The organism is Sphingomonas caeni, from assembly GCF_026013415.1.
Classification (GTDB): Bacteria; Pseudomonadota; Alphaproteobacteria; order Sphingomonadales; family Sphingomonadaceae; genus Sphingomonas; species Sphingomonas caeni.
In genome coordinates this window covers 76,714-97,176 of the sequence record NZ_JAPDOK010000010.1, presented here as the reverse complement: position 1 = coordinate 97,176, position 20,463 = coordinate 76,714, and the positions used below count along the sequence as shown (strand labels likewise).

The 20,463-nt window shown below is 66.1% G+C and carries 27 protein-coding genes; 11 read left to right on the top strand and 16 right to left on the bottom strand.

The window, feature by feature from the left end; all coding sequences use genetic code 11:
* Positions 1 to 21: 21 nt before the first annotated feature.
* On the top strand, positions 22 to 519 hold the full coding sequence (locus tag OF829_RS19010) for a hypothetical protein (protein ID WP_264941765.1): 498 nt from the start codon (positions 22 to 24) through the stop codon (positions 517 to 519).
* A 9-nt stretch (positions 520 to 528) separates the two neighbouring features.
* Here the strand turns inward: OF829_RS19010 and OF829_RS19005 are convergent, their stop codons facing one another.
* From OF829_RS19005 to OF829_RS18980, 6 genes are all read right to left on the bottom strand, one after another.
* Positions 529 to 1,296: a phosphoadenylyl-sulfate reductase gene (locus OF829_RS19005; protein WP_264941764.1), complete on the bottom strand. Its 768-nt coding sequence runs from the start codon at positions 1,294 to 1,296 to the stop codon at positions 529 to 531.
* Complete coding sequence (locus OF829_RS19000; RefSeq protein ID WP_264941763.1) at positions 1,289 to 1,741, bottom strand: DUF934 domain-containing protein; 453 nt, start codon at positions 1,739 to 1,741, stop codon at positions 1,289 to 1,291. The genes OF829_RS19005 and OF829_RS19000 overlap by 8 nt, the downstream gene beginning before the upstream one ends.
* Complete coding sequence (locus OF829_RS18995; RefSeq protein ID WP_264941761.1) at positions 1,734 to 3,365, bottom strand: nitrite/sulfite reductase; 1,632 nt, start codon at positions 3,363 to 3,365, stop codon at positions 1,734 to 1,736. Before OF829_RS18995 ends, OF829_RS19000 begins: the two co-directional genes overlap by 8 nt.
* Position 3,366: 1 nt before the next feature.
* A complete protein-coding gene (locus OF829_RS18990) occupies positions 3,367 to 3,663 on the bottom strand; it encodes a DUF2849 domain-containing protein (protein WP_264941777.1) in 297 nt (98 codons plus the stop codon).
* Positions 3,664 to 3,665: 2 nt separating this feature from the next.
* Entirely contained in the window at positions 3,666 to 4,451 is a 786-nt protein-coding gene (cobA, locus tag OF829_RS18985; protein ID WP_264941760.1) for a uroporphyrinogen-III C-methyltransferase, read from the bottom strand.
* Between the two features lie 85 nt (positions 4,452 to 4,536).
* Complete coding sequence (locus OF829_RS18980; protein ID WP_264941759.1) at positions 4,537 to 4,818, bottom strand: hypothetical protein; 282 nt, start codon at positions 4,816 to 4,818, stop codon at positions 4,537 to 4,539.
* A gap of 195 nt (positions 4,819 to 5,013) precedes the next feature.
* Between OF829_RS18980 and OF829_RS18975 the strand changes: the two genes are divergently transcribed.
* Together OF829_RS18975 and OF829_RS18970 are read left to right on the top strand one after the other, a co-directional pair.
* A complete protein-coding gene (locus tag OF829_RS18975) occupies positions 5,014 to 5,235 on the top strand; it encodes a cyclic nucleotide-binding domain-containing protein (RefSeq protein WP_264941757.1) in 222 nt (73 codons plus the stop codon).
* Positions 5,235 to 5,735, top strand: coding sequence for a Crp/Fnr family transcriptional regulator (locus OF829_RS18970; protein ID WP_264941756.1), 501 nt, complete (start codon positions 5,235 to 5,237; stop codon positions 5,733 to 5,735). Before OF829_RS18975 ends, OF829_RS18970 begins: the two co-directional genes overlap by 1 nt.
* Before the next feature lie 38 nt (positions 5,736 to 5,773).
* On the opposite strand, the gene OF829_RS18965 is transcribed toward OF829_RS18970, so the two are convergent.
* From OF829_RS18965 to OF829_RS18940, 6 genes are all read right to left on the bottom strand, one after another.
* Entirely contained in the window at positions 5,774 to 5,956 is a 183-nt protein-coding gene (locus OF829_RS18965; protein WP_264941754.1) for a hypothetical protein, read from the bottom strand.
* 267 nt (positions 5,957 to 6,223) lie between these two features.
* The gene (locus OF829_RS18960; RefSeq protein ID WP_264941753.1) at positions 6,224 to 7,552 is read right to left on the bottom strand and encodes a glycoside hydrolase 5 family protein; all 1,329 of its coding nucleotides are present in this window, start codon (positions 7,550 to 7,552) and stop codon (positions 6,224 to 6,226) included.
* Positions 7,553 to 7,648: 96 nt separating this feature from the next.
* The gene (locus OF829_RS18955) at positions 7,649 to 8,365 is read right to left on the bottom strand and encodes a Bax inhibitor-1/YccA family protein (protein WP_264941752.1); all 717 of its coding nucleotides are present in this window, start codon (positions 8,363 to 8,365) and stop codon (positions 7,649 to 7,651) included.
* A gap of 9 nt (positions 8,366 to 8,374) precedes the next feature.
* The gene (locus tag OF829_RS18950) at positions 8,375 to 8,590 is read right to left on the bottom strand and encodes a YdcH family protein (RefSeq protein ID WP_264941750.1); all 216 of its coding nucleotides are present in this window, start codon (positions 8,588 to 8,590) and stop codon (positions 8,375 to 8,377) included.
* A gap of 215 nt (positions 8,591 to 8,805) precedes the next feature.
* Complete coding sequence (gene astD, locus OF829_RS18945) at positions 8,806 to 10,215, bottom strand: succinylglutamate-semialdehyde dehydrogenase (protein ID WP_264941749.1); 1,410 nt, start codon at positions 10,213 to 10,215, stop codon at positions 8,806 to 8,808.
* 84 nt (positions 10,216 to 10,299) lie between these two features.
* Positions 10,300 to 11,652, bottom strand: a complete 1,353-nt coding sequence (locus OF829_RS18940) for a protein adenylyltransferase SelO family protein (protein WP_264941748.1) — start codon at positions 11,650 to 11,652, stop codon at positions 10,300 to 10,302.
* Positions 11,653 to 11,670: 18 nt separating this feature from the next.
* Between OF829_RS18940 and OF829_RS18935 the strand changes: the two genes are divergently transcribed.
* The 6 genes from OF829_RS18935 (at position 11,671) to OF829_RS18910 (ending at position 16,815) form a co-directional block, all read left to right on the top strand.
* Positions 11,671 to 12,567 carry an alpha/beta fold hydrolase gene (locus OF829_RS18935; RefSeq protein ID WP_264941747.1) on the top strand — a complete coding sequence of 299 codons (897 nt, stop codon included), beginning with the start codon at positions 11,671 to 11,673 and terminating at the stop codon, positions 12,565 to 12,567.
* 38 nt (positions 12,568 to 12,605) lie between these two features.
* Positions 12,606 to 13,736, top strand: coding sequence for a glycosyltransferase family 4 protein (locus tag OF829_RS18930; RefSeq protein WP_264941746.1), 1,131 nt, complete (start codon positions 12,606 to 12,608; stop codon positions 13,734 to 13,736).
* A 73-nt stretch (positions 13,737 to 13,809) separates the two neighbouring features.
* Positions 13,810 to 15,213 (top strand): NAD(P)H-dependent flavin oxidoreductase, encoded by a 1,404-nt coding sequence (locus OF829_RS18925; protein ID WP_264941776.1) that lies wholly within the window; start codon positions 13,810 to 13,812, stop codon positions 15,211 to 15,213.
* 55 nt (positions 15,214 to 15,268) lie between these two features.
* A complete protein-coding gene (locus tag OF829_RS18920; protein WP_264941745.1) occupies positions 15,269 to 15,481 on the top strand; it encodes a RebB family R body protein in 213 nt (70 codons plus the stop codon).
* A gap of 20 nt (positions 15,482 to 15,501) precedes the next feature.
* Positions 15,502 to 16,059 (top strand): RebB family R body protein, encoded by a 558-nt coding sequence (locus OF829_RS18915; protein WP_264941744.1) that lies wholly within the window; start codon positions 15,502 to 15,504, stop codon positions 16,057 to 16,059.
* A gap of 78 nt (positions 16,060 to 16,137) precedes the next feature.
* Entirely contained in the window at positions 16,138 to 16,815 is a 678-nt protein-coding gene (locus tag OF829_RS18910) for a glutamine amidotransferase (protein WP_264941743.1), read from the top strand.
* A gap of 12 nt (positions 16,816 to 16,827) precedes the next feature.
* On the opposite strand, the gene OF829_RS18905 is transcribed toward OF829_RS18910, so the two are convergent.
* From OF829_RS18905 to OF829_RS18890, 4 genes are all read right to left on the bottom strand, one after another.
* Positions 16,828 to 17,355, bottom strand: a complete 528-nt coding sequence (locus tag OF829_RS18905) for a PilZ domain-containing protein (RefSeq protein ID WP_264941741.1) — start codon at positions 17,353 to 17,355, stop codon at positions 16,828 to 16,830.
* A 69-nt stretch (positions 17,356 to 17,424) separates the two neighbouring features.
* The gene (locus OF829_RS18900; protein ID WP_264941740.1) at positions 17,425 to 17,985 is read right to left on the bottom strand and encodes a hypothetical protein; all 561 of its coding nucleotides are present in this window, start codon (positions 17,983 to 17,985) and stop codon (positions 17,425 to 17,427) included.
* Positions 17,986 to 18,576, bottom strand: a complete 591-nt coding sequence (locus tag OF829_RS18895) for a 2OG-Fe(II) oxygenase family protein (protein ID WP_264941738.1) — start codon at positions 18,574 to 18,576, stop codon at positions 17,986 to 17,988.
* Complete coding sequence (locus OF829_RS18890; RefSeq protein WP_264941737.1) at positions 18,567 to 19,565, bottom strand: 2-hydroxyacid dehydrogenase; 999 nt, start codon at positions 19,563 to 19,565, stop codon at positions 18,567 to 18,569. The genes OF829_RS18895 and OF829_RS18890 overlap by 10 nt, the downstream gene beginning before the upstream one ends.
* Before the next feature lie 96 nt (positions 19,566 to 19,661).
* Here OF829_RS18890 and OF829_RS18885 point away from each other — a divergent pair, with 96 nt between their 5' ends.
* Complete coding sequence (locus OF829_RS18885) at positions 19,662 to 20,150, top strand: SH3 domain-containing protein (protein WP_264941736.1); 489 nt, start codon at positions 19,662 to 19,664, stop codon at positions 20,148 to 20,150.
* On the top strand, positions 20,147 to 20,455 hold the full coding sequence (locus OF829_RS18880; RefSeq protein ID WP_264941735.1) for a DUF4919 domain-containing protein: 309 nt from the start codon (positions 20,147 to 20,149) through the stop codon (positions 20,453 to 20,455). Before OF829_RS18885 ends, OF829_RS18880 begins: the two co-directional genes overlap by 4 nt.
* Positions 20,456 to 20,463 lie beyond the last annotated feature (8 nt).

Here is a 20,463-nt window from a genome sequence, read left to right as displayed (position 1 = left end):
TGTTTAGCTAAACATCGAAATATGTCAAACTGGCTGGAACAGGAATTGCGCGGGCCGGTTATTTCCAGTGCCGGGTCAGCTTCTTCTCCTGCTCCGGCGCGGGGGACCAGAGATGCAATAGAGGCGCTTATGCCGCGGCTTGACGATCCTTCCTTCACCATCCGGATCGAGCCTGCGCGCAAGTTCGTCGAAATTGGCATGCGTGGCTATTGGGATGCCGCAACCATACAGCGCTTCGACAGCGAGCTGCGCCGCTTGTTGCGAGCGCTGCCAGTGGGCGGATGCCGGATCGGCGAGCAGGTTACGCTCTTCGACACGACCCAATATGCCGTGCAATCGCAGGAGGTGCTGGCGAAACTTGCCGGCATGGCGGCGGATCCGTCAATCGGTTCCCGGCGGATTGCCGTTTTGGTCTCAAGCGCGTTGGTCACGCTGCAAACGCGCCACATTGCCCCCGGCTATGGCGTTTTTACCGACCGCGGAGAGGCCTTGGCATGGCTTTCCGAGCCGAACGGCTAATCGACGGGATCAGAAGACCGGGAGGTTAGGGTCGTTGTCCTCGACCGGCGTGTGGATGCCGCACTCGGTCTTCTCCCAGCCGCGCCAGCGGCCCGCGCGGGGGTCTTCGCCGGGCTTGACCACGCTGGTGCAGGGCGCGCAGCCGATCGAGAGATAGCCCTGCGCCTCGAGCGGGTGCTTGGGGAGGTCGTGCGCTTCGAAATAGGCGTCGAGATCGGCTTTGGTCCAGTTGGCGAGGGGGTTGACCTTGAGGCGATCCCCGTCGATCTCGAAGCGGGGCAGGGCGTTGCGGGTGCTCGCCTGGAACGCCTTGCGGCCGGTGATCGTCGCATCGACGCCCGCCAGCGCCTTTTCGAGCGGCTGGACCTTGCGGATCTCGCAGCAGCCATCGGGATCGTAGGACCAGCGCAGCTCGGTCGCGTCCTTCTTGGCGAGCAGCTCGGCGTCGGGGGTGAGGATGCGGAGATTGGTGAGGCCGAGCAGGTCGACGAGCTGGTCGCGATAGGCGAGCGTTTCGGGGAAATGCTTGAAGGTGTCGATGAAGAGCACCGGGGTCGCCGGATCGACGCTGGCGACGAGGTGGAGCAGTGCCGCGGATTCGGCGCCGAACGAGGAGACCACCGCGACCTCGCCGAGCATGTGATTGCCGAGCACGGCCTTCAGCATCTCGTGCGTATCGGTGCCGCGGAACATGTTGTTGAGGCGCACGGCGTCGGCCTCGGTGAAGCGGGGCGCGACGTCGATGCGGTCTATTTTGCGCACGCCCGCATCAGCCATGGCGGAGCTTCCATACCGGCACCGCAGCGTCGGCGGCGGGCTGATAGACGAAGTCGTAGCGCGCGAGCGTGGCGGCGAGGACGGCTTCGTCCACCGGCGCGTTGGGCACGAAGCTGTCGAAGCCGACGCGGCGCATGAACAGCATCTGGTCGACCAGCACATCGCCCGCCGCGCGGAGCTCGCCAGTATAGCCCGCCTCGCGCAGGATCTTGGCCGAGGAATAGCCGCGGCCGTCGCGGAAGCGGGGGAAATCGACTTCGACCAAGGCGAGGCGATCGAAGTGCGGGATGAGCCGCCGTGCGTCCTCGCCGGCCTCGACGCGGACCGCGGTCGCATTGGGCTGGGTGAGGAAGGCGTCGAGCGTGACCGCGGGCTCTTCGTGCACGGGGTCGTCGCGGAAGCGGAGCCCGCTGGCGTTCGCAGGCAAAATATGGGCCTTATCCATAGATCGCCTCCTTGAACGGCTCCATTCCGACGCGGCGATAGGTGTCTAGGAAGCGTTCGCCTTCCTCGCGGCGGTCGAGATAGACCTGCGTCGCCTTCTCGACCGCATCGACGATGCCGTCCTCGTCGAAGCCGGGGCCGGTGATCTTGCCGAGGCTGGCGTCCTCCGCGCCCGATCCGCCGAGCAGCAGCTGGTAATTCTCGGTGCCCTTACGATCGACGCCGAGGATGCCGATATGGCCGGCGTGATGGTGGCCGCAGGCGTTGATGCAGCCGCTGATCTTGAGCTTGAGCTCGCCGATCTCGCGCTGGCGATCGTCGCCGAAGCGCTGCGAGAGCTTTTGCGCGATCGGGATCGAGCGGGCATTGGCGAGGCTGCAATAATCGAGACCGGGGCAGGCGATGATATCGCTGATCAGGTCGAGATTAGCCTCGGCCAAGCCGTTTTCGGAAAGCGTCTGCCACAGCGCGTAGAGGTCGGCCTTGCGGACATGCGGCAGAACGATGTTCTGGGCATGGGTGACGCGGAGTTCGTCGAAGCTATAGCGTTCGGCGAGATCGGCCATCAGCTCGATCTGCTCGGCGCTGGCGTCGCCGGGGATGCCGCCGATCGGCTTCAGGCTGATATTGACGATCGCATAGCCGGGCGCCTTGTGGGCCACGACATTCTGATCGACCCAGAGCGCGAAATCGGGATCGCTACGGTCGATCTCGTCGGGCGCGCCGGCTTCGAACGGCGGATCGACGAAATAGGCGGCGATACGGTCGAACTCGACCATCGGCACGTCGGACTGGTTGGGCAGGATCGCCTGCCATTCCTCTTCGACCTGGCGGGTGAATTCCTCCTGCCCCAGATCGTGGACGAGGATCTTGATCCGCTGCTTGTGGATATTGTCGCGGCGGGCCCAGCGGTTCCACACGCGCAGCGCCGCCTCGCAATAGCTGAACAGATGTTCGGCGGGCAGGAAGGGGCGGATCAGCGGCGCGACGAAGGGCGTGCGGCCCATGCCGCCGCCGATATAGACTTCGAAGCCGAGCTCGCCCGCGCCGTTCCTGACCAGCTTGAGGCCGATATCGTGGAGGCGGATCGCGGCGCGGTCCTCTTCGGCGGCGGTCACCGCGATCTTGAACTTGCGGGGGAGGTAGCTGAATTCGGGGTGGAAGGTCGTCGCTTGCCGGATCAGCTCGGCCCAGGGGCGCGGATCGGCGATCTCGTCGGCTGCGGCGCCGGCATATTGGTCCGACGAGACGTTGCGGATGCTCTCGCCGCTGGTCTGGATCGCATGCATCTCGACGCTGGCGAGATCGGCGAGGATGTCCGCGGCTTCTTCGAGCTTGATCCAGTTATATTGGAGGTTCTGGCGGGTGGTGAAATGGCCATAGCCGCGGTCGTACTTGCGCGCGATATGGCCCAGCATCCGCATCTGGCGGCTGTCGAGCGTGCCATAGGGGATGGCGACGCGCAGCATATAGGCGTGGAGCTGGAGATAGAGGCCGTTCTTGAGCCGGAGCGGCTTGAACTGGTCCTCGGTCAGCGCGCCGGCAATGCGCCGCGCCGCCTGATCGCGGAATTCCTCGACACGGGCATCGACGATCGCCTGGTCGTATTTGTCGTATTTGTACATGTCAGATCACCCAGCTTCCGGCGTCGGGATCGGCAGGCTTGAGGGTCAGATCGAGCCGCACGGTGGGGCCCAGCGCGCGGATACGGTCCTTGATGTGCGCGGGGCGGGGGCCCTCGGGCGTGTCGACCGCGTCGATCACATAGGCAGCGTTGACGCGGCGGGCGCCGATTTCCTCGGTCGCGATCGCTTCGCCATGCTCGTCGACATCGACGGCATTCTCGACGAAGCGCGACCAGCCGGTGCCGGTCCACCAGGTGACCTCGCCGGTGCGCAGGTCGTTTCCGGTCAACAGCTTCATGCTCATGCCAGCATCTCCGCGGTGTTAGCCCAGGCGGCGAGCTTGTCCTCGGCATCGGCGAGCATCACGACTTCGCCGACGACGATGATCGCGGGGCTCTTGACCTTCTCGCGCTCGACCATCGCCCCGAGATCGGCGAGCAGGGTGCGCAGGCGGCGGCTGCCCTCGAGCGTGCCGCGCTCTAGCACGGCGACGGGCATGTCGGGGGCGACGCCCTCTGCCATCAGCTTCTCCGAAATCTCGGGGCAGGTGGCGACGCCCATATAGATGACGAGGGTGCGGCCCTTGCCGGCGAGGCCCGACCAATTCTGTTCGCTCAAGCCCTTGCACTGGCCCGCGACGAAGCTGACCGCGCTCGACCAGTCGCGATGGGTGAGCGGCAGCATCGCCTCGGCCGCGGCGCCGAGCGCGGCGGAGATGCCGGGGATGACCTCGACGGGCAGGCCCGCGGCGCGGACGGCTTCGACTTCCTCGCCGCCGCGCCCGAAGATGAAGGGGTCGCCGCCCTTCAGACGCACGACGATCGCGCCGGTCTTCACATGCGCGATGATGAGGGCGTTGATCCCATCCTGCGACAGCGTGTGTCTGGAGCGCTGCTTGGCGACCGAGATGCGGTGCGCCTGCGGGGCGAGATCGAGCACGCGCGGATCGACGAGGCCGTCATGGACGAGGACATCGGCCGCTCCAAGCGCCTCGACGGCGCGCACGGTGAGCAGGCCGGGGTCGCCGGGCCCTGCGCCGACAAGGATGACGCGGCCGCGCGCCGCTGGATCGAGGAGTGTCGCCATGGTCGCGGAGATGGGCCCGGTAGCCGCGGCGGGCAACGGAGGATGGTTTGGGGGGCGGGTAGGGAAACTTTGCCCGGCAACGGCGCTATTGCGAGTCGGTCTGCATCGAGATGGTGATCCTCGAGAGCAACGCGAGCGATTCCTCCATCCGTTTGCGCGACTCGCCGGCAAGGGTCGCCACTTCGACCTTCACCTCCGCCGCGCTCTCGACCACCGCGATGGCTTGCGGGTTCGTCAGCGTTCCGTGCTCGATCAGCGCGTGCAGGATGCTCTCGGCGAGCAGCAGCGCGGCCTGCCCGTGCGCATCCGGTTCATCCAGGCGCGCAGCTGCTTCGCGGCTATCGTTGTCGTTGATTTCATCGGACATTCGCTGCGCGTCCCAGGCTGGACAGGCGGGAGCAGACACGTCTCCCAGCCGCCGGCGCCCAAGGTGCATGTCGACGATAGGGCCAGCGTTAGGCGCTTTGGCGGGTTTGCGCTACAACCCACCTTAACGAGGCTCATAAACATCGATCAATGCCCCGTAGCGTCAGCGCGCTATCCATTGCCCAAAGGGTAAGCGATGCCGAACCGGTTTATCGAGAAATTACGGGGTTTCGCGCCGCTCGACGACGAAGACGAGGCGTTGTTGGCGGTGGCGACCGCGAAGTGCCGGAGTATTGCTGCGCGGCAGGACCTGATCCGCGAGGGTGACCGGCCGGGCCCGGTGCTCGTGATCCTTGAAGGCTGGGCATGCCGGTACAAGATCCTGCCCGAAGGGGGCGGCAGATCGTCGCGTTCCTGATGCCGGGCGATGCCTGCGACCTCCACATCGCGCTGCTCGCCGAAATGGATCACAGCATCCAGACGCTGACCCCGGCGCGGGTCGCGATGATCGAGCGGTCGGTGGTTCAGGAATTGCTGGAGGCACGGCCGCAGATCGCGAGGGCGATGTGGTCGACGCAATTGGTGGACGAGGGCACGCTGCGCGCCTGGATCGTCAGCATGGGGCGGCGATCGAGCGTCGCGCGCGTCGCGCATCTGATGTGCGAACTCTATGTGCGCGCCCGCAATATCGGGCTGGTTCATGGCAACGAGCTCGAGTTTCCGATGACCCAGATCGTGCTTGCCGATGCGCTGGGGATGACGCCGGTGCACATCAATCGTGTGCTGCGCAAGCTGCGCGAGCAGGGAGTAATGGAGCTGAAAGAGAAGAGCCTGCTGCTGCTCGATCCGGTCAAGCTGGCGGAAATCGCGGGGTTCGACGAGAATTACCTGCACCGCCGGCTCCGCCGCGCGGCCTGAGCCCGCCCCTGCGCGACACGCCGGGAGGGCGCGGCCTTTCAGCCGGCCGCCAATTTCTCGCGCGCGCCGGTGTACGAACCGTGCATGGTCGCCAGCCGGCCATATTCCTCGGCCATTTGAAGGTGGATCGCGCGGATATTGTCATCCACCGCGCCGTGCGCGAGCGCCAGCGCTTGTTGCTCACGTCCGCGATAATAGTCGCCCGAATCGTCGCTGCGCATTTCTCATCTCCCCTGGAGAAGGACAATTTACGCTCGCCGAAACCAATAATATTGATCATGATCAATAGTAATGTACTTCTACAAAAAAGAAAATTGTTACGGCTCCAACCAAATCCAAAATATTGATCCTGGTAAATACCAGAGACGATTTTGATGCTACTTTCGAGTTGCAACGAAAATGCTCTCCCTGAAGAGTATTCTCCGCTGCTCCCATCGATGCTCTGGCATCCGGTCAAGAGCCGATTCCCCGGAATTGGCTCTTGACTGTCAGAAAGTCGCCGCCAGCGCCTTTGCGTGGGCCGCGATCACCGCCTTCGTCGTCGCGTCACTGTCGAACACCCCATACCAGCCCTGCGGTTCATGCGGCGGATCGCCGAGCCAGGCATTGTCGCCGGTCTTGTACTTATGGTCGCCATGGACCGCGCGGCCTTCGCCGTTCCAGGCCCAGAAGTTCGAGCCTTGCAGCGGGCCGCCACTCCTGGCGCTCGCCTCGACCGCGTCGTAGATCAGCTTGTAATAGCCGTCCTTGTAGAGCGTCGCGCTGTCGGTGTCATAGCCGCCGCCGTCGCGCGGATAGCCGAATTCCTCGATCACCAGCGGCTTGCCGATCTCTTTGGCCATGGCGAGGTGCCGGTCGAGATAGTCGTGCACCTTGGCGAAGCTGGCCGCGTTGGTGCCGGCGATATCCTTCGCGTCGACCCAGCTCCAGTTGAGCGGCCAGATATGCGCGGTGCAATAATCGACCTCGGGGAAGCCGTGGATCGTCTTGTAGACATCGGCGCGCTCGACCGTGCCCTTGAGCCCCTCGTTGCCGGTGCAGACGAGATGGTTCCTGTCGAGCGTCTTAATCAGCTTCGCGGTCTCGCGGATCCACGAATAATAGGCCGGGAGCAAGGGCTCGGCGGTGGCGGCGTCGCCCGCGGGGCGCGGCTCGTTGGCGTGCTGCCAGGCCATGATCGTGGGATCGTCGGCATAGAGCTTGCCGGTAATGCTGTTGGTGCGGCCGACGATCGTCTTCACCCAGTCGCGAAACAGGCCCATCGCCTCGGGATTGGCATAGAATTGCGCGGTGGCGTTGGGGAAAGCGGGCCAGGGGTGCGCGGGATCGTTCATGTCCATGTACTTGCCGGTGACATAGTAGAGATAGGTCTGCATTCCGCCCGACCATTCCCAGAAATTGGTGAGGTAGAGCACCGCCTTCATGTCGCGCTGGGCCATTTCGGCGAGGAAGAAATCGAGGCCGACCAGCAGGTCCGCGTTGCTGCTGTCCTTGCCGTGGAAGGTCGGCTTGACCGAGTGGTTGAGCGGCGATTCCTCGGCCGAGGCATTGGCGCGGATATTGGTGACGCCCAATGCCTTGAGCGCGTCGAGCTCGCGGCGGAGGCGGTCGCGGTTGCCATAATCGGCGGGCGCACCGAGCCAGGCGGCGTACCACATGTTGGTGCCGACATAGCGATAGGGCTTGTCGTTCAGGACGAAGCCGGTGCCCTTGCGCTGGACGAAGGGGCTGGGCTTGGCGGGGCGGGCGGTGGCCGGCGTCGCGAGCGTGCCCGCGAGTGCGGCGGCTCCGGTGAGCGTTTGCCTGCGCGTGACCATCGAACTTCCTCCCCTGATATCGGTGTCAGGGGATCATAGCGGCCCCGCCGCGCTTGAAAAGGCGCGGCGGGTTTGAAAACGCGCCCTGCTACCGCGTCACTCCTCCTGCGGGCTGAACAGCGCCAGCAGCAGCTGGAACATGTTGATCAGGTTGAGATAGAGCGACAGCGCGCCCATGATCGCGAGCTTCTCCGCGATCTGGCTTCCGGCATAGTGGAGATAGTCGCTCTTGAGCCGCTGCGTGTCCCAGGCGGTGAGGCCCGCGAACACGCCGACGCCGACGATCGAGATAAGGATCTGGAGCATCGACGAGCCGAGGAAGATATTGACCAGGCTGACCAGAAGCACCGCGATCAGCCCCATGACCAGGAACGATCCGAGCTGGGTCAGGTCGCGATTGGTGGTGTAGCCCCACAGGCTCAGCCCCGCGAACATCGCCGCTGCGGCGAAGAAGGCGCTGGCGATGCTGGTGGCGGCGAAGACGAGGAAGATGCTCGCCATGGAGACGCCCATCACCGCGGCGAAGGCGAAAAAGGCGGTGCGCGCACCGGCGGTCGTCATCCGGTCGATCCGGAACTGGAAGAAGAAGATGAAGGCGAGCGGCGCGAACATCGCCACCCATTTGAGCGGGGTGCCGAAGATCAGGGCCGTGAGGGGCGGGGTGGCGGCGATCGCCAGCGCGACCAGGCCGGTGATCGCGAGGCCCAACCCCATGTTGCGGTAGATTCCGAGCATGTAGCGGCGCAGACCTTCATCGAAACGGGCCTGCACCCCGGCGGCGGCGGTGCGGTTGAAGTGCGAGATATTGTCCATTGGAGTTCCTCAGGCGGTGCGGGCGCGGCGGAGCATGACGCGCGCGGCGCGGCGCATCTCCGAAGCGTCGGGGAAATGGCGGAAGAGCCGGTCCTTGATCGCGAGCCGTTCCTTCTTCAGCCGGGTGAGGCGGAAGCGGTCTGGATTCCTGCGCGCGAGTTCGCGCCGGATTTCGCGGTTGAGAAGGCGGTGCGCGGCGATCAGCCGCTCGATCAACTGGGTCACTAGCCACTCCATCGATGGTTGCATCGATCGAGCGCCGCCTGGTGCATGGGGTGGGGACTCAGGGGGAGGGGCCACCAAACTGCACCGAGCGACGCTCGATGCGGTCCGACATCACGAGGGCTTTGGTAAGCCCTCGCCAGAGGGGCCCGGTCCGCTCCGTAGATTTACGGAGGCGGGGCTTCGGTTTCAAGCCCCGGAAGAACGGTCCGTCGCGATCAGGCGTCGCGCAGTCCCAGCCCGATCGAAGCGCGGGCCTGATCCGCCTCGGACGAGACCACCGGATAGGCGCAATAATCCGCCGCGTAGTAAGCGCTCGGGCGGTGGTTGCCCGACCAGCCCACTCCGCCGAACGGAGCCGACGAGGAGGCGCCGTTGGTGGGGCGGTTCCAGTTGACGATGCCGGCGCGGATATTCGCCCAGAACTGGTCGTAGAGCTTGGGGTCCTGGCTGATCAGCGAGGCGGAGAGGCCGTAGCGCGTATTGTTCGCCTCGGCGATCGCGTCTTCGAAGTTCGCCTTGCGGTAGACCTGGAGGATCGGGCCGAACAGCTCGACATCGGGCGATTCCTTCGCCTCGGTCATGTCGATCATGCCGGGCGTGAGGAAGGGGCGGCCCTCGATCGGGCGCGACATGTGCTTGAGCGGACGCCCGCCCATGGTGGAGAGTGCGAGGAAGCTCTCGGTCAGCATGTCGGCGGTGTCGTTGTCGATCACCGGGCCCATGAAGGGGGCGGGATCGGCATGCGGTTCGCCGATGATCAGGCGGCCGATCAATTTGTGGAGCTCGGCCATCAGCGGCTCGTAGAGCTTCGCATCGACGATCAGGCGGCGCGCGGCGGTGCAGCGCTGGCCGGCGGTGGTGAAGGCCGATTGGACCACGATCACCGCGGCCGAATAGAGATCGGGCGTGTTCCAGACGAGGATCGGGTTGTTCCCCCCCATTTCGAGCGCGAGGATCTTCTCGGGCCGGGTCGCGAACTGGCGGTTGAGCGCGATGCCGGTATTGGCGGAGCCGGTGAAGAGCAGCCCGTCGATATCGGGATGCGCGGCGAGCGCCTTGCCCTGCTCGACCCCGCCGATCAGCAGACGGACGCAACCCTCCGGGATGCCCGCGGCGTGATAGCATTCGACAAGAAAAGCGCCGCACGCGGGGGTCTTTTCCGAGGGCTTGAAGACGACCGCGTTGCCCGCGAGCAGCGCCGGGACCATGTGGCCGTTGGGCAGATGGATCGGGAAATTATAGGGGCCGAGCACCGCGAGCACGCCATGCGGCTTGTGCCGCAGCGCCATGCGGTTGGCACCCTCGACGCGCTGCTGGCCGGTGCGCTCCGAATAGGCGGCGATCGAGATGTCGACCTTGGCGATGACCGCCTCGACCTCGGTGCGGGCCTCCCAGAGCGGTTTGCCGGTTTCGCGCGCGAGCAGATCGGTGAGCGCATCCGTTTTCTGGCGGACGACATTGGCGAAGCGGCGCAGCGCCTCGACCCGATAGGTGAGCGGGCGCGCGGCCCATTCGGCCCAGCTGCGGCGGGCGTGCGCAACCTCGACATCGGCGTTGCCGATATGCTGGCGCCAAAGGACGGCGCCGGTCGCGGGTTCGGTGGAGATGATTTCCTGGGCGGGCATCAGGGTCTGTTTTGCGGGACTTTTCGAATGTTGCGGCTGCTCTTGCACGAATTCGTCACGCGACGCCACACCGGGAACGTTCACTTAGGCGAGAGCTTCGGCCATGCGGCGAATCTGCGCCACTTTGGTTTCGAAGGCGGTCCAATCGTCGGCCTCGGCGATGGGGCTCCAGATCGCCTCGACCTCCTCGATCAGCATCGCGCAGGGGGCGGGATCGGACCAATAGGGATGGTTGCGCGGCTTGCGGGGAATGTAGGGGCCGAGCAGATCGCGGACCGCGTCGAATTCGGGGCCGTAGTCGGCGGGGACGGCGCCGCCGAACCAGTCGAAGTAGAAATGGTCGAGCGAGGCGCCGCTGGCGGTCAGCGCGGCTTCGATGGCGGCGGTCAGGGCGCGGTCGCGTTCATCGTCATGGGGCAGCACGCCCAGGCGCCAGAGCGTCGCTTCGACAAGGGCTGCGCGGTAGCGATCGGGGAAAGTGTCGAGCGCGGCGACGATCGGTTCTTCCTCCGCGATCCGGCGGAGGGAGATGGCCAGCTGCATGACGTCCCAATAGATGGCCTCGGGCTGGCGGCCGAAGGCGTAGAGGCCGGCATGGTCGAAATAGGCGGCGGTGAAGCCGGGGTCCCAGCTCGGGGCGAAGCGCCACGGGCCATAGTCGAAGCTCTCGCCCGTCACGTTGATATTGTCGCTGTTGAGCACGCCGTGGACGAAGCCCGCGGCGATGAACTGGGCTGCCATGCGTGCGGTGCCATCGACGACATGCGCGAGCAGGCGTTCGGGGGCGTCGTCGCCTGCCGGCTCGCCGAAATAATGGTCGAGGCAATAGGCGGTCAGCGCGCGCAGCGCGTCCTTCTCCTCGAAATAGGCGAGGCGCTGGAAGGTGCCGATGCGGATATGGCTGTGGCTGAGACGGACCAGCACCGCGGAGCGGGTAGGCGAGGGCTCGTCGCCGCGATGGAGTTCCTCGCAGGTTTCGATCAGCGAGAAGGTTTTGGAGGTCTCGACGCCGAGCGCTTCGAGCATTTCGGTCGCGAGGATTTCGCGGACGCCGCCCTTGAGGGTGAGGCGGCCGTCGCCGAAGCGGCTGTACGGCGTCTGGCCCGAACCCTTGGTGCCGAGATCGAGCAGCCGGCCCCGATCGTCGGTCATCTGCGCGAACAGGAAACCGCGCCCGTCGCCGATCTCGGGATTGTACACGCGGAACTGATGCCCGTGATAGCGCAGCGCCAGCGGCTGGGGCAGGCTGCCCGGGAGCGGCTGGAAGCGGCCGAAATGGGCGATCCACTCGGCATCGCTCAGACTATCGAGCCCGACCGTCGCCGCGGCGCGATCGTTGCGGAAGCGCAGGAGCGCCTGGGGAAAATTCGCCGCCTCGACGGGGTCGAAATATGTTCGCCCGAGCGTGAGGATCGCCTGTTGCGGAGAGAAGATCATGCGGCGATATGGGGAGCGATGGGCGAAGCGCGCAACCGCAATGGATATGTCGACGGCTATTGGTGGTCCAATGACGGGCTGCGGCTGCATTATCGCGACTATGCGGGACGGCAGGATCGCCCGCCGGTCATCTGCTTTCCCGGGCTGACCCGCAACGCGCGCGACTATGAGGGGCTCGCCGAACGGCTGGCGGGCGAGTGGCGCGTGATCCTGATCGAGTTCCGTGGGCGCGGCGAGAGCGCCTACGCCAAGGACCCGATGACCTATGTGCCGCTCACCTATCTCCAGGATGTCGAGGCGCTGATCGCCGAACTCAAGATCGAGAGGTTCGTCGCGGTGGGGACCTCGCTCGGCGGGATCGTGACCATGCTGATCGCGGCCACCGACCGCGAGCGGCTCGCCGGCGCCGTGCTCAACGACGTCGGGCCGGAGATCGATCCGGGCGGGCTGGCGCGGATCCGCACCTATGTCGGCAAGGCGGTCCAGCATCCGACCTGGATGCACGCGGCACGCGCGCTCGGCGAGGCGAACGCCGACGTCTATCCGGGCTACGGCATCGAGGATTGGCTGCGGATGGCGAAGCGGCTGTTCCGGCTCAACAGCTCGGGGCGGATTGTGCTCGACTACGACATGAAGATCGCCGAGCCCTTCCGCGTGCCGGGCAACGAAGCGGGGCCGGACATGTGGCCGACGATCGATGCGCTGAAGGGCAAGCCGCTGCTGGTCGTGCGCGGGGCGCTGTCGGATATCCTGCGCGCGCCGGTCGCAGAGAAGATGATCGAGCGCGTGCCGGGGGCGGTGCTGGTGACGGTGCCGGATGTGGGCCATGCGCCCACGCTCGATGAGCCCGAGGTGGTGACGGCGATCGACAAATTGCTCGCGAAGGTGGCCAAGGCGGCAAAGATACCAGCTTGATGACGGAGCGCGATTTCCCCGCTAAGCACCCCGCCCACATGCCCATCCACATCCTCCATCTCCACTCGACCTTCAACCTGGGCGGCAAGGAAGCGCGCGCGGTTCAGCTGATGAACGCGTTCGGCGATCGCGCGCGGCACACCATCGTCTCGGCGATGCCCGATCAGCTGAGCGCGCGCGATGCGATCGCCAACGGGATCAAGTACGAGATCGCGCAGGATCCGCCGCCGCTGAGCGGACGGCCGTCGATCCGGCGCTACGAGGATATCGCGCGCTTCATGCGGCGCTTCGATCTGGTGCTCACCTATAATTGGGGCGCGATCGACGGGGTGATGGCGGCGCGGGTGTTCGGCAAGGGGCTGCCCCCGATCGTCCATCACGAGGACGGGTTCAACGCCGACGAGGCGATCCGGCTCAACATCATGCGCAACACCTATCGCCGCATGGCGCTGCCCGCGGCCAATGCGCTGGTGGTCCCCTCGGGCAAGCTCGAGGCGATCGCGATGAAACATTGGGGCCAGCCCGCCGAGCGGCTGCGGCGCATCCCCAACGGCATCAAGACCGAGCTTTACGGCGGCAAGCCGGTGGCGGGCGCGATTCCCGGCTTCAGGAAGAAGCCAGGCGAGATCGTGATCGGCAGCATCGCGGGCCTGCGCCCGGTCAAGGATCTTCCGCTGCTGGTACGCTCGGTCGCGGGGATGAGCACGCGGGCGCGGCTGGTGATCGTCGGCGAGGGCGCCGAGCGCGCGAAGATCGAGGAGACCGCGCGGCTGATGGCGCTGGAGGATCAACTGGTGATGCCCGGCTTCCTGCCCGATCCGCATCGCTATATCGGCCATTTCGACATTTTCGCGCTGAGCTCGAAGAGCGAGCAGGCGCCGATTTCGGTGATCGAGGCGATGGCGGCGGGGCTGCCGGTGATGTCGACCTGGGTGGGCGACATCCCCAACATGGTAGCGCCCGAAAATGCCGATTATCTGGCGCCGCATAACTATGAAATCCCGATGCGCGACCGGCTCGAGATGCTGGCGAAGGATGCCGGGCTGCGCAGCACCGTCGGCGAAGCGAACCGGAAGCGCGCCCGTGCGTTATTTGGGGAGCGGAACATGGTGGCCGCCTATGCGGAACTCTATGCCGCGGCGATGGGCCGGCCGGGCGTTCTCGGCTGACACAGGTGTAAATGTTACTCGCGTCGGAGCGGCAATGCGTCTAGCGTCCGCGCCGATCATTTCGGAGGGCAGTTTGTTCAAGGGTCTCAAGCCCATCATGTATGGTGGCCGCGAAGTCTGGCCGCTGGTAGAGGGCGGCAAGGGCGTTGCGGCGACCAATCACGCGAGCGCGGGCGCCTGGGCGGCGGCGGGCGGCATCGGCACGGTCAGCGCGGTCAATGCCGACAGCTATGACGCCGAGGGCAAGATCATCCCCCAGATCTATCACGCGCTGACGCGGCGCGAGCGTCACGAGGAGCTGATCCAGTACGCGATCGAGGGCGCGGTCCAGCAGGTGAAGCGCGCGTTCGAGATCGCGGGCGGCAAGGGCGCGATCAACATCAACGTGCTGTGGGAAATGGGCGGCGCGCAGCGGGTGCTGCACGGCGTGCTCGAGCGGACCAAGGGCATGGTGACCGGCGTCACCTGCGGCGCGGGGATGCCGTACAAGCTCAGCGAGATCGCGGCGTCGTACAATGTCAATTACCTCCCCATCGTCAGCTCGGGCCGCGCCTTCCGCGCGTTGTGGAAGCGGGCATACAGCAAGGCGGCGGAATGGCTGGCGGCGGTGGTATATGAGGACCCCTGGCTCGCGGGCGGGCATAACGGCCTGTCGAACGCCGAGGACCCGCTCAAGCCGCAGGACCCCTATCCACGCGTCAAGGAATTGCGCGAGGTGATGCGCGAGGGCGGGATTCCGGACACGGTGCCGATCGTGATGGCGGGCGGCGTCTGGTATCTGCGCGACTGGAACAACTGGATCGACAATCCCGAACTCGGCCAGATCGTCTTCCAGTTCGGCACGCGCCCGCTTCTGACCCAGGAAAGCCCGATTCCCGAGACGTGGAAGTCGAAGCTGACCGGGATCGAGGAAGGCGAGGTGCTGCTCCACCGCTTCTCGCCGACCGGCTTCTATTCGAGCGCGGTCCGTAACCCCTTCCTGCGCAACCTCGAGGCGCGCAGCGAGCGCCAGATTCCCTATTCGACCGAGCATGCCGGGGATCATACCTTCCAGCTCGATGTCGGCGTGAAGGGCAAGAATTTCTGGGTGACGCGCAACGATCTGCTGCGCGCGCGCGAATGGTTCGGGTTGGGCTTTACCAGCGCGCTCAAGACCCCTGACAACACGCTCGTCTTTGTCACCGAGGACGAGAAAGCGATCATCCGCAAGGACCAGGCCGATTGCATGGGCTGCCTCAGCCAGTGCGCCTTTTCGTCGTGGATGGACAGCGAGAGCAATTCGACCGGGCGGCTGGCGGATCCGCGCAGCTTCTGTATCCAGAAGACGTTGCAGGACATCGCGCATGGAGGACCCACCGACGAGAACCTGATGTTCGCGGGACATTCGGCGTATAACTTCAAGAAGGACCCCTTCTACTCGAACGGGTTCGTGCCGACCGTGAAGCAATTGGTGGATCGCATCCTTACCGGGGATTGACGGATTGGCGTGATACGCGTCTTCTTCGCTCCGACTATTTGGGGAGGGCGGCGACATGGCTTCCGATGACATCCTGGCCGACAGCGGCTGCGTCGATCCTGTGGGAGCGATTTCGCGCGCACTGGCGATGGCTGCGCTGAACGCTACGGCGCAGCAGCAACAGATCGCAACCAGCGCGCAGGCTTCGACGACGATGGGGGTTGCGACCCTCTATTCGGTCGATACCGCGACGCTGGGTATCGCCAGCAAGAAGCTGCTCGATAAGTGATGCCGGGGGAGGGCGAGACGATGGCGAATCCGAACAATCCCGGCACGATGCTCGACGCGGCGCAGGCGCATGCGATCGCGCTGGCGATGTACAACGCCGTCAGCGCGCAGCAGCAGGGCGCGGTCGTCCGGCAGGCTGCGGCGACGATGGTGTGTACCGCGATGTTGTCGCTCGGGGTCGCCGAAACGGCCGAGTCGCAGCCCGCGCCCTCTGTGGCGGACACGGCCGCACAGCAGCCCGCTGCGGTCGCCTCCCAGGTTGCGGACGCGGTGAACAAGGTGGCGCCGCCGGTGCTCGCGGTCGATCCGGCCGGGCTGGCGGGCAAGGCCTATCAGAGCGTCGCCCAGTCGGCCGCGATCGCGATTCAGGATGCCGCCGACTATCTGCGCAACGTCTCGACGATCGCGACCACGGCCGCAGGCGTGGCGATGGCGCAATATCTCGCGAATCCCGCCGCGCCCGAGCAATATGCGGCGGCAATCGCGGCCACTCAGCAGATGATGGCCGCGGCGGTGGCGAATTTCGAGGCGATCGGAGCCACCGCCGAGAATGTGCTCAAGGGCTTCCCCACCGACTAGGCCCGGTCGCGAGGTCGGCTTGGCCAGGCCCAAGAAAGCCTTGCCCCGCGTCGCCGCGCGGGGCCACTAAGCAGGGGCATGTTTACCGGGCTGATCATCCGCCACGTTCCCTATGAGGGCATTGCCGGCTTTCGCGAACCGATCGAGGCGGCGGGTTTCGCGCTCGAACGCGTCGATGTGGGCGATGCCGGATTTGCCAGTATCGATTTCCTGTCGCCCGACCTGCTGGTGCTGATGGGCGGGCCGATGGGGGTCTATGAGCGCGCCGGGCATCCCTGGATCGATTGCGAGATCGTGCGGCTGGCCGAGCGCATCGCGTGCGGCTTGCCGACCCTGGGGGTGTGCCTCGGCGCACAGATGATCGCCGCGGCGATGGGGGCGGAGGTGCGCAAGGGGCCGGGCCCCGAGATCGGGTTCGGGCCGGTGAGCCTCAACGATGCGGGCGCGGACTCGCCGCTCAGACATGTGGCCGACGTGCCGGTGCTGCACTGGCATGGCGATACGTTCGACCTGCCCGAGGGCGTCGAACTGCTCGCCTCGACCATGGCCTATCCGCACCAGGCCTTTCGCCGCGGGCGCAATTTGCTCGCGCTGCAATTCCACGCCGAAATGGGCGAGGACCCGAGGTTCGAGGCGTGGCTCGACGGCGCGGAGGACCATGCGCGCGAAGGGCTGCGCGCCGAGCACGATGCGCTGGGACCCGGCGCGGTGGCGGCGGGCCGCAGGATGATCGCGGAGTGGCTGGGGCAGCTGTGAAGGCCGGCGCCGTCAACTGGCTCCAAGACTCGATGCGACACGCTGCAACGGCAGCGCGAACAGGCTGTGCAGCAGGATCGCCGCCGTTGTCGCGGCGATCAGGATGAAGATGAGCGCGGCGGCATATTCGGCCGCAGACGCGCGGTGGCGGCTTTCGGCGTGGCTTTGTTCCCGGTCGGCGGGGCGCACGGGCCGCACCCGCACGATTGGCGCTGCAGCCGCGCGCAGCCGGCCGGCGGTCAGCACCGATTCGACGTCAATCCGATCCTGGATGCGCACGCCGAACTGCTCCTCGCGCACCCATATCGTCCGCGCCACCAGCGTGGTCGCCGGTCCGCAAATTTCGAGATAGGCGCCGGGTGGCGGCGGCGCGGTGCAGCTGAGCCGCATGCCGCGGGAAGAGAGGTCGCGGATCACCACATCGGACCAGCTCTGCCCGAGCCGCATCCTTGCGTTGAGCACCACTTGTCGCCTTGGCTCGCGCTCTTGCATGTCCGCCCCATCCCGCTCGAAAGCGGAATGCGCCTGCGCGATTTCCAACCCCTTTCTGCAGCTCACTGTAATGTTACTTACGCAATTGGCCGCTCGGCGGAGAGACCGTGCGGCGGGCTATGGATGTGCCGTTGGCGGCAGGCGATAATCGCCGGGGACGCGATAGCCGAACGACAGCACGATCCTGCGCTTTCGGCCTTCTACCGGCTGGGACCAGTGGAGCAGTTCGCTGGGCAGGAAAGCGAGAAGCGTGCCCGGTTTCACCTCGAACGGTGCGTTTTCGATTACCGGCAGGCCGCCGCGGCTGGGCAGCTGAAGGAACAGGTTGCAGCGCAGGATGCAGGTGCCGCGCGGGGTATTGTCGTGGTGCGGCACGATGCGGCTGCCCGGATCGCCCATGCCGAGGAACCAGCCGAGATGCGGCTCGGGCTCGGCATCCTCGCCCAGGCCGAACAAGGCCTGCAGCCGCAGCCGCAGGGGCGTGTAGAGCGGCGACTGGCGCGGCAGCTCGGCGACCTTGCGGAAGAAGCGGCCTGGATCGCCCGGGGGCAGATGCGGGCGCATGCTCCGCGCCCAGCCGAGCAGCTCGCTACGCTCCCCGGGCGTGATGAAATCCGGATGGAAATAGCATTGCCGCCGGCCCATCATCGCGATCCGGGCGAGCTTGGCCTGATCCATTCACGCGACCTTCGCCGTCGGACAGGCCGATGCAGGCAGGAGATAATTGCCCGGAACGGTATAGCCGAAGCTCAGAACGATCCTGCGCTTGCGCCCCTCGACGGGCGGAGACCAGTGCAACAAGTCGCTGGGGAGAAAGGCGAGCAGCGTCCCCTGTTCCACCTCGAACGGGACATTCTCGATCACCGGGCGGCCGCCGCGCGTCGGGACCTGGAGGAACAGGTTGCAGCGCACGATCCGCGTTCCCGGCGGGGGGAGGTCATGGTGCGGCCGGATCCCGCTCCCCGGATTGCCGATGCTCAGGAACCAGCCATGACGGCATTCCTCCGCCCCGAGGCCTTCGAGGCCAAAGGCCTGCTCGAGCCGTAACCGCAGCTCGGTGGCGAGCGCGGGCACGTCCGGCAGGTCGACGAGCTTGCCGAAATAGCGGTTTCCCTCGCTGAAGCTCATGTGCGGCGGCATGCGCCGCGCCCAGTCGAGCAGCGTCCCGCATTCGTCCGGCCTGAGATAGCCGGGCGTGACCAGGCATTGCCGCCGCGCCATGATCGTGGCGCGGATGTGCGCGGTCGGGTCCATGGCCGTCAGAGCCATCCGTCGAGCACCTGATCGGGCGGGCGATGGCCATCGGCCCAGACGCGGATATTGGTGATGACCTTCGCGCCCATCGCGTCGCGGCCCTCGAAAGTGGCCGAGCCGAGATGGGGGAGGAGGATGACGTTATCGAGGCCCGTCAGACGGGGATCGACCGCGGGCTCGCCGACATAGACATCGAGCCCCGCGCCGGCGATGCGGCCGTTCTGGAGCGCCGCGACCATCGCTTCTGGATCGACCACTTCGCCACGCGCGGTGTTGATCAGCCAGCCCTTGGGACCCAGCAGATCGAGGCGGCGGGCATCGATCAGCCGATCGGTTTCGGGGGTATGCGGCGAGTGGATGGTGAGGATGTCGACTGCGCCGAGCATCGCATCGAGATCGGCGTGATAGGTCGCGCCCAGCTGCGCCTCGAGCACCTCGGGAACGCGGTGGCGGCCGTGATAATGGATCTGGAGCCCGAAAGCGCGCGCGCGCAGCGCCACCGCCTGGCCGATCCGGCCCATGCCGAGGATGCCGAGCTTCTTGCCGCCGATCCGGTGCCCGCGCATGCCGGTAGGGCGCCAGCCGTCCCACGCGCCCGCGCGGACCAATTTGTCGCCCTCGACCAGTCGCCGGGGCGCTGCGAGGATCAGCGCCATCGCCATGTCGGCGGTATCCTCGGTCAGCACGCCGGGCGTGTTCGTGACGACGATGCCGCGCGCGCGGGCGGCCTTGAGGTCGATATGGCCGACGCCCGCGCCATAATTGGCGATCAGCTTGAGCCGCTCGCCGGCGCCCTCGATCAGCGCGGCATCGATCCGGTCGGTGACGGTGGGGACGAACACGTCGGTGTCGACCATCGCGCGCGCAAGCGCCTTGCGGTTCATCGGCGCGTCACCCGCATTGGGCAATGTATCGAACAGCTCGGCCATCCGCGCCTCGACCGATTCGGGCAGCGCCCGCGTCACGGTCACCTTCGGGCGGGAGGGACGGGACGATTGTGCCATAGCGGGCGGCTTGGCGTTCCCGCGCGTGCCAGTCAACGGGTTGAAGCGATGCGCGTGGCCGGGTTAGGATCAAGGGAAGCGTTGCTGGGGGTTCGAATGCGGTTGTGGAACTGGCTGGCGCTCTCGCTTGCGGCGCTTGCGCTGACGGCGATGAGCGCGGGCGATGCCTTTGCCCAGCGCAAGCCCCCCTATTTTGCATCGATCGCGTCGGGCAAGGCGCGGATGCGCACCGGCCCGGGGCGCAACTATCCGGCGAGCTGGCTCTATCAGCGCGAGGACCTGCCGATCCGCGTGATCGACACTTATGGCGATTGGCGCAAGATCGAGGATCCGGACGGCACCCAGGGCTGGATGCAGGTCAATATGCTCAGCGACACGCGCACCGCGATGGTGGTCGGCCGCATCGTCGAGATGCGCGAGGCGCCCCGCTTCGACTCGCGCGTCAACTGGCGCGCGGCACCGGGCGTGGTCGGGCGGGTGAGCAAATGCGCGCATGGCTGGTGCTGGTTCGATGTGCGCGGGCGCGGCGGCTATGTCGAGCAGAGCCATATCTGGGGCGTCGAGCCCAATGAGGTGCTTCCATGATCCTTGCCGCCATCGCGCTCATGCTGCTTACCCCGGTCACCGCGCCGGCCCAGCAGAATTCCTCCGGCCGGGTCGCGAAGATCCTGAAGACGGGCGACGGCAAGAGCGCCGAGACCGCCTATGTCGTGAAGAGCGTCGCCGAGGAATATATGGTGATCCGCGAGCTGGGGCTGCAGCCCGAGATGCAGTCGCTGATTATGAAGGACAACAAGCCCTACGACCTGATGACGGTGGTCGATCCCAAGACCGGCAACAAGGTCGAGATCTGGTTCGATATCAGTTCCTTCTTCGGCAAGGACTTCTAGCCGCCGCA

Excerpts from the sequence above, each read along its gene's own strand:
- OF829_RS18920 (WP_264941745.1), top strand. The coding sequence starts at position 15,269 with ATGGCTTCCGATGACATCCTGGCCGACAGCGGCTGCGTCGATCCTGTG.
- OF829_RS18975 (WP_264941757.1), top strand. The coding sequence starts at position 5,014 with ATGCCGAACCGGTTTATCGAGAAATTACGGGGTTTCGCGCCGCTCGAC.
- OF829_RS18970 (WP_264941756.1), top strand. The coding sequence starts at position 5,235 with ATGCCGGGCGATGCCTGCGACCTCCACATCGCGCTGCTCGCCGAAATG.
- OF829_RS18885 (WP_264941736.1), top strand. The coding sequence starts at position 19,662 with ATGCGGTTGTGGAACTGGCTGGCGCTCTCGCTTGCGGCGCTTGCGCTG.
- OF829_RS18990 (WP_264941777.1), bottom strand. The coding sequence starts at position 3,663 with ATGAAGCTGTTGACCGGAAACGACCTGCGCACCGGCGAGGTCACCTGG.
- OF829_RS19005 (WP_264941764.1), bottom strand. The coding sequence starts at position 1,296 with ATGGCTGATGCGGGCGTGCGCAAAATAGACCGCATCGACGTCGCGCCC.
- cobA (WP_264941760.1), bottom strand. The coding sequence starts at position 4,451 with ATGGCGACACTCCTCGATCCAGCGGCGCGCGGCCGCGTCATCCTTGTC.
- OF829_RS18890 (WP_264941737.1), bottom strand. The coding sequence starts at position 19,565 with ATGGCACAATCGTCCCGTCCCTCCCGCCCGAAGGTGACCGTGACGCGG.
- OF829_RS18880 (WP_264941735.1), top strand. The coding sequence starts at position 20,147 with ATGATCCTTGCCGCCATCGCGCTCATGCTGCTTACCCCGGTCACCGCG.
- OF829_RS18995 (WP_264941761.1), bottom strand. The coding sequence starts at position 3,365 with ATGTACAAATACGACAAATACGACCAGGCGATCGTCGATGCCCGTGTC.
- OF829_RS18965 (WP_264941754.1), bottom strand. The coding sequence starts at position 5,956 with ATGCGCAGCGACGATTCGGGCGACTATTATCGCGGACGTGAGCAACAA.
- OF829_RS19010 (WP_264941765.1), top strand. The coding sequence starts at position 22 with ATGTCAAACTGGCTGGAACAGGAATTGCGCGGGCCGGTTATTTCCAGT.
- OF829_RS19000 (WP_264941763.1), bottom strand. The coding sequence starts at position 1,741 with ATGGATAAGGCCCATATTTTGCCTGCGAACGCCAGCGGGCTCCGCTTC.
- astD (WP_264941749.1), bottom strand. The coding sequence starts at position 10,215 with ATGCCCGCCCAGGAAATCATCTCCACCGAACCCGCGACCGGCGCCGTC.
- OF829_RS18940 (WP_264941748.1), bottom strand. The coding sequence starts at position 11,652 with ATGATCTTCTCTCCGCAACAGGCGATCCTCACGCTCGGGCGAACATAT.
- OF829_RS18910 (WP_264941743.1), top strand. The coding sequence starts at position 16,138 with ATGTTTACCGGGCTGATCATCCGCCACGTTCCCTATGAGGGCATTGCC.
- OF829_RS18960 (WP_264941753.1), bottom strand. The coding sequence starts at position 7,552 with ATGGTCACGCGCAGGCAAACGCTCACCGGAGCCGCCGCACTCGCGGGC.
- OF829_RS18915 (WP_264941744.1), top strand. The coding sequence starts at position 15,502 with ATGGCGAATCCGAACAATCCCGGCACGATGCTCGACGCGGCGCAGGCG.
- OF829_RS18935 (WP_264941747.1), top strand. The coding sequence starts at position 11,671 with ATGGGCGAAGCGCGCAACCGCAATGGATATGTCGACGGCTATTGGTGG.
- OF829_RS18930 (WP_264941746.1), top strand. The coding sequence starts at position 12,606 with ATGCCCATCCACATCCTCCATCTCCACTCGACCTTCAACCTGGGCGGC.
- OF829_RS18900 (WP_264941740.1), bottom strand. The coding sequence starts at position 17,985 with ATGGATCAGGCCAAGCTCGCCCGGATCGCGATGATGGGCCGGCGGCAA.
- OF829_RS18955 (WP_264941752.1), bottom strand. The coding sequence starts at position 8,365 with ATGGACAATATCTCGCACTTCAACCGCACCGCCGCCGCCGGGGTGCAG.
- OF829_RS18895 (WP_264941738.1), bottom strand. The coding sequence starts at position 18,576 with ATGGCTCTGACGGCCATGGACCCGACCGCGCACATCCGCGCCACGATC.
- OF829_RS18980 (WP_264941759.1), bottom strand. The coding sequence starts at position 4,818 with ATGTCCGATGAAATCAACGACAACGATAGCCGCGAAGCAGCTGCGCGC.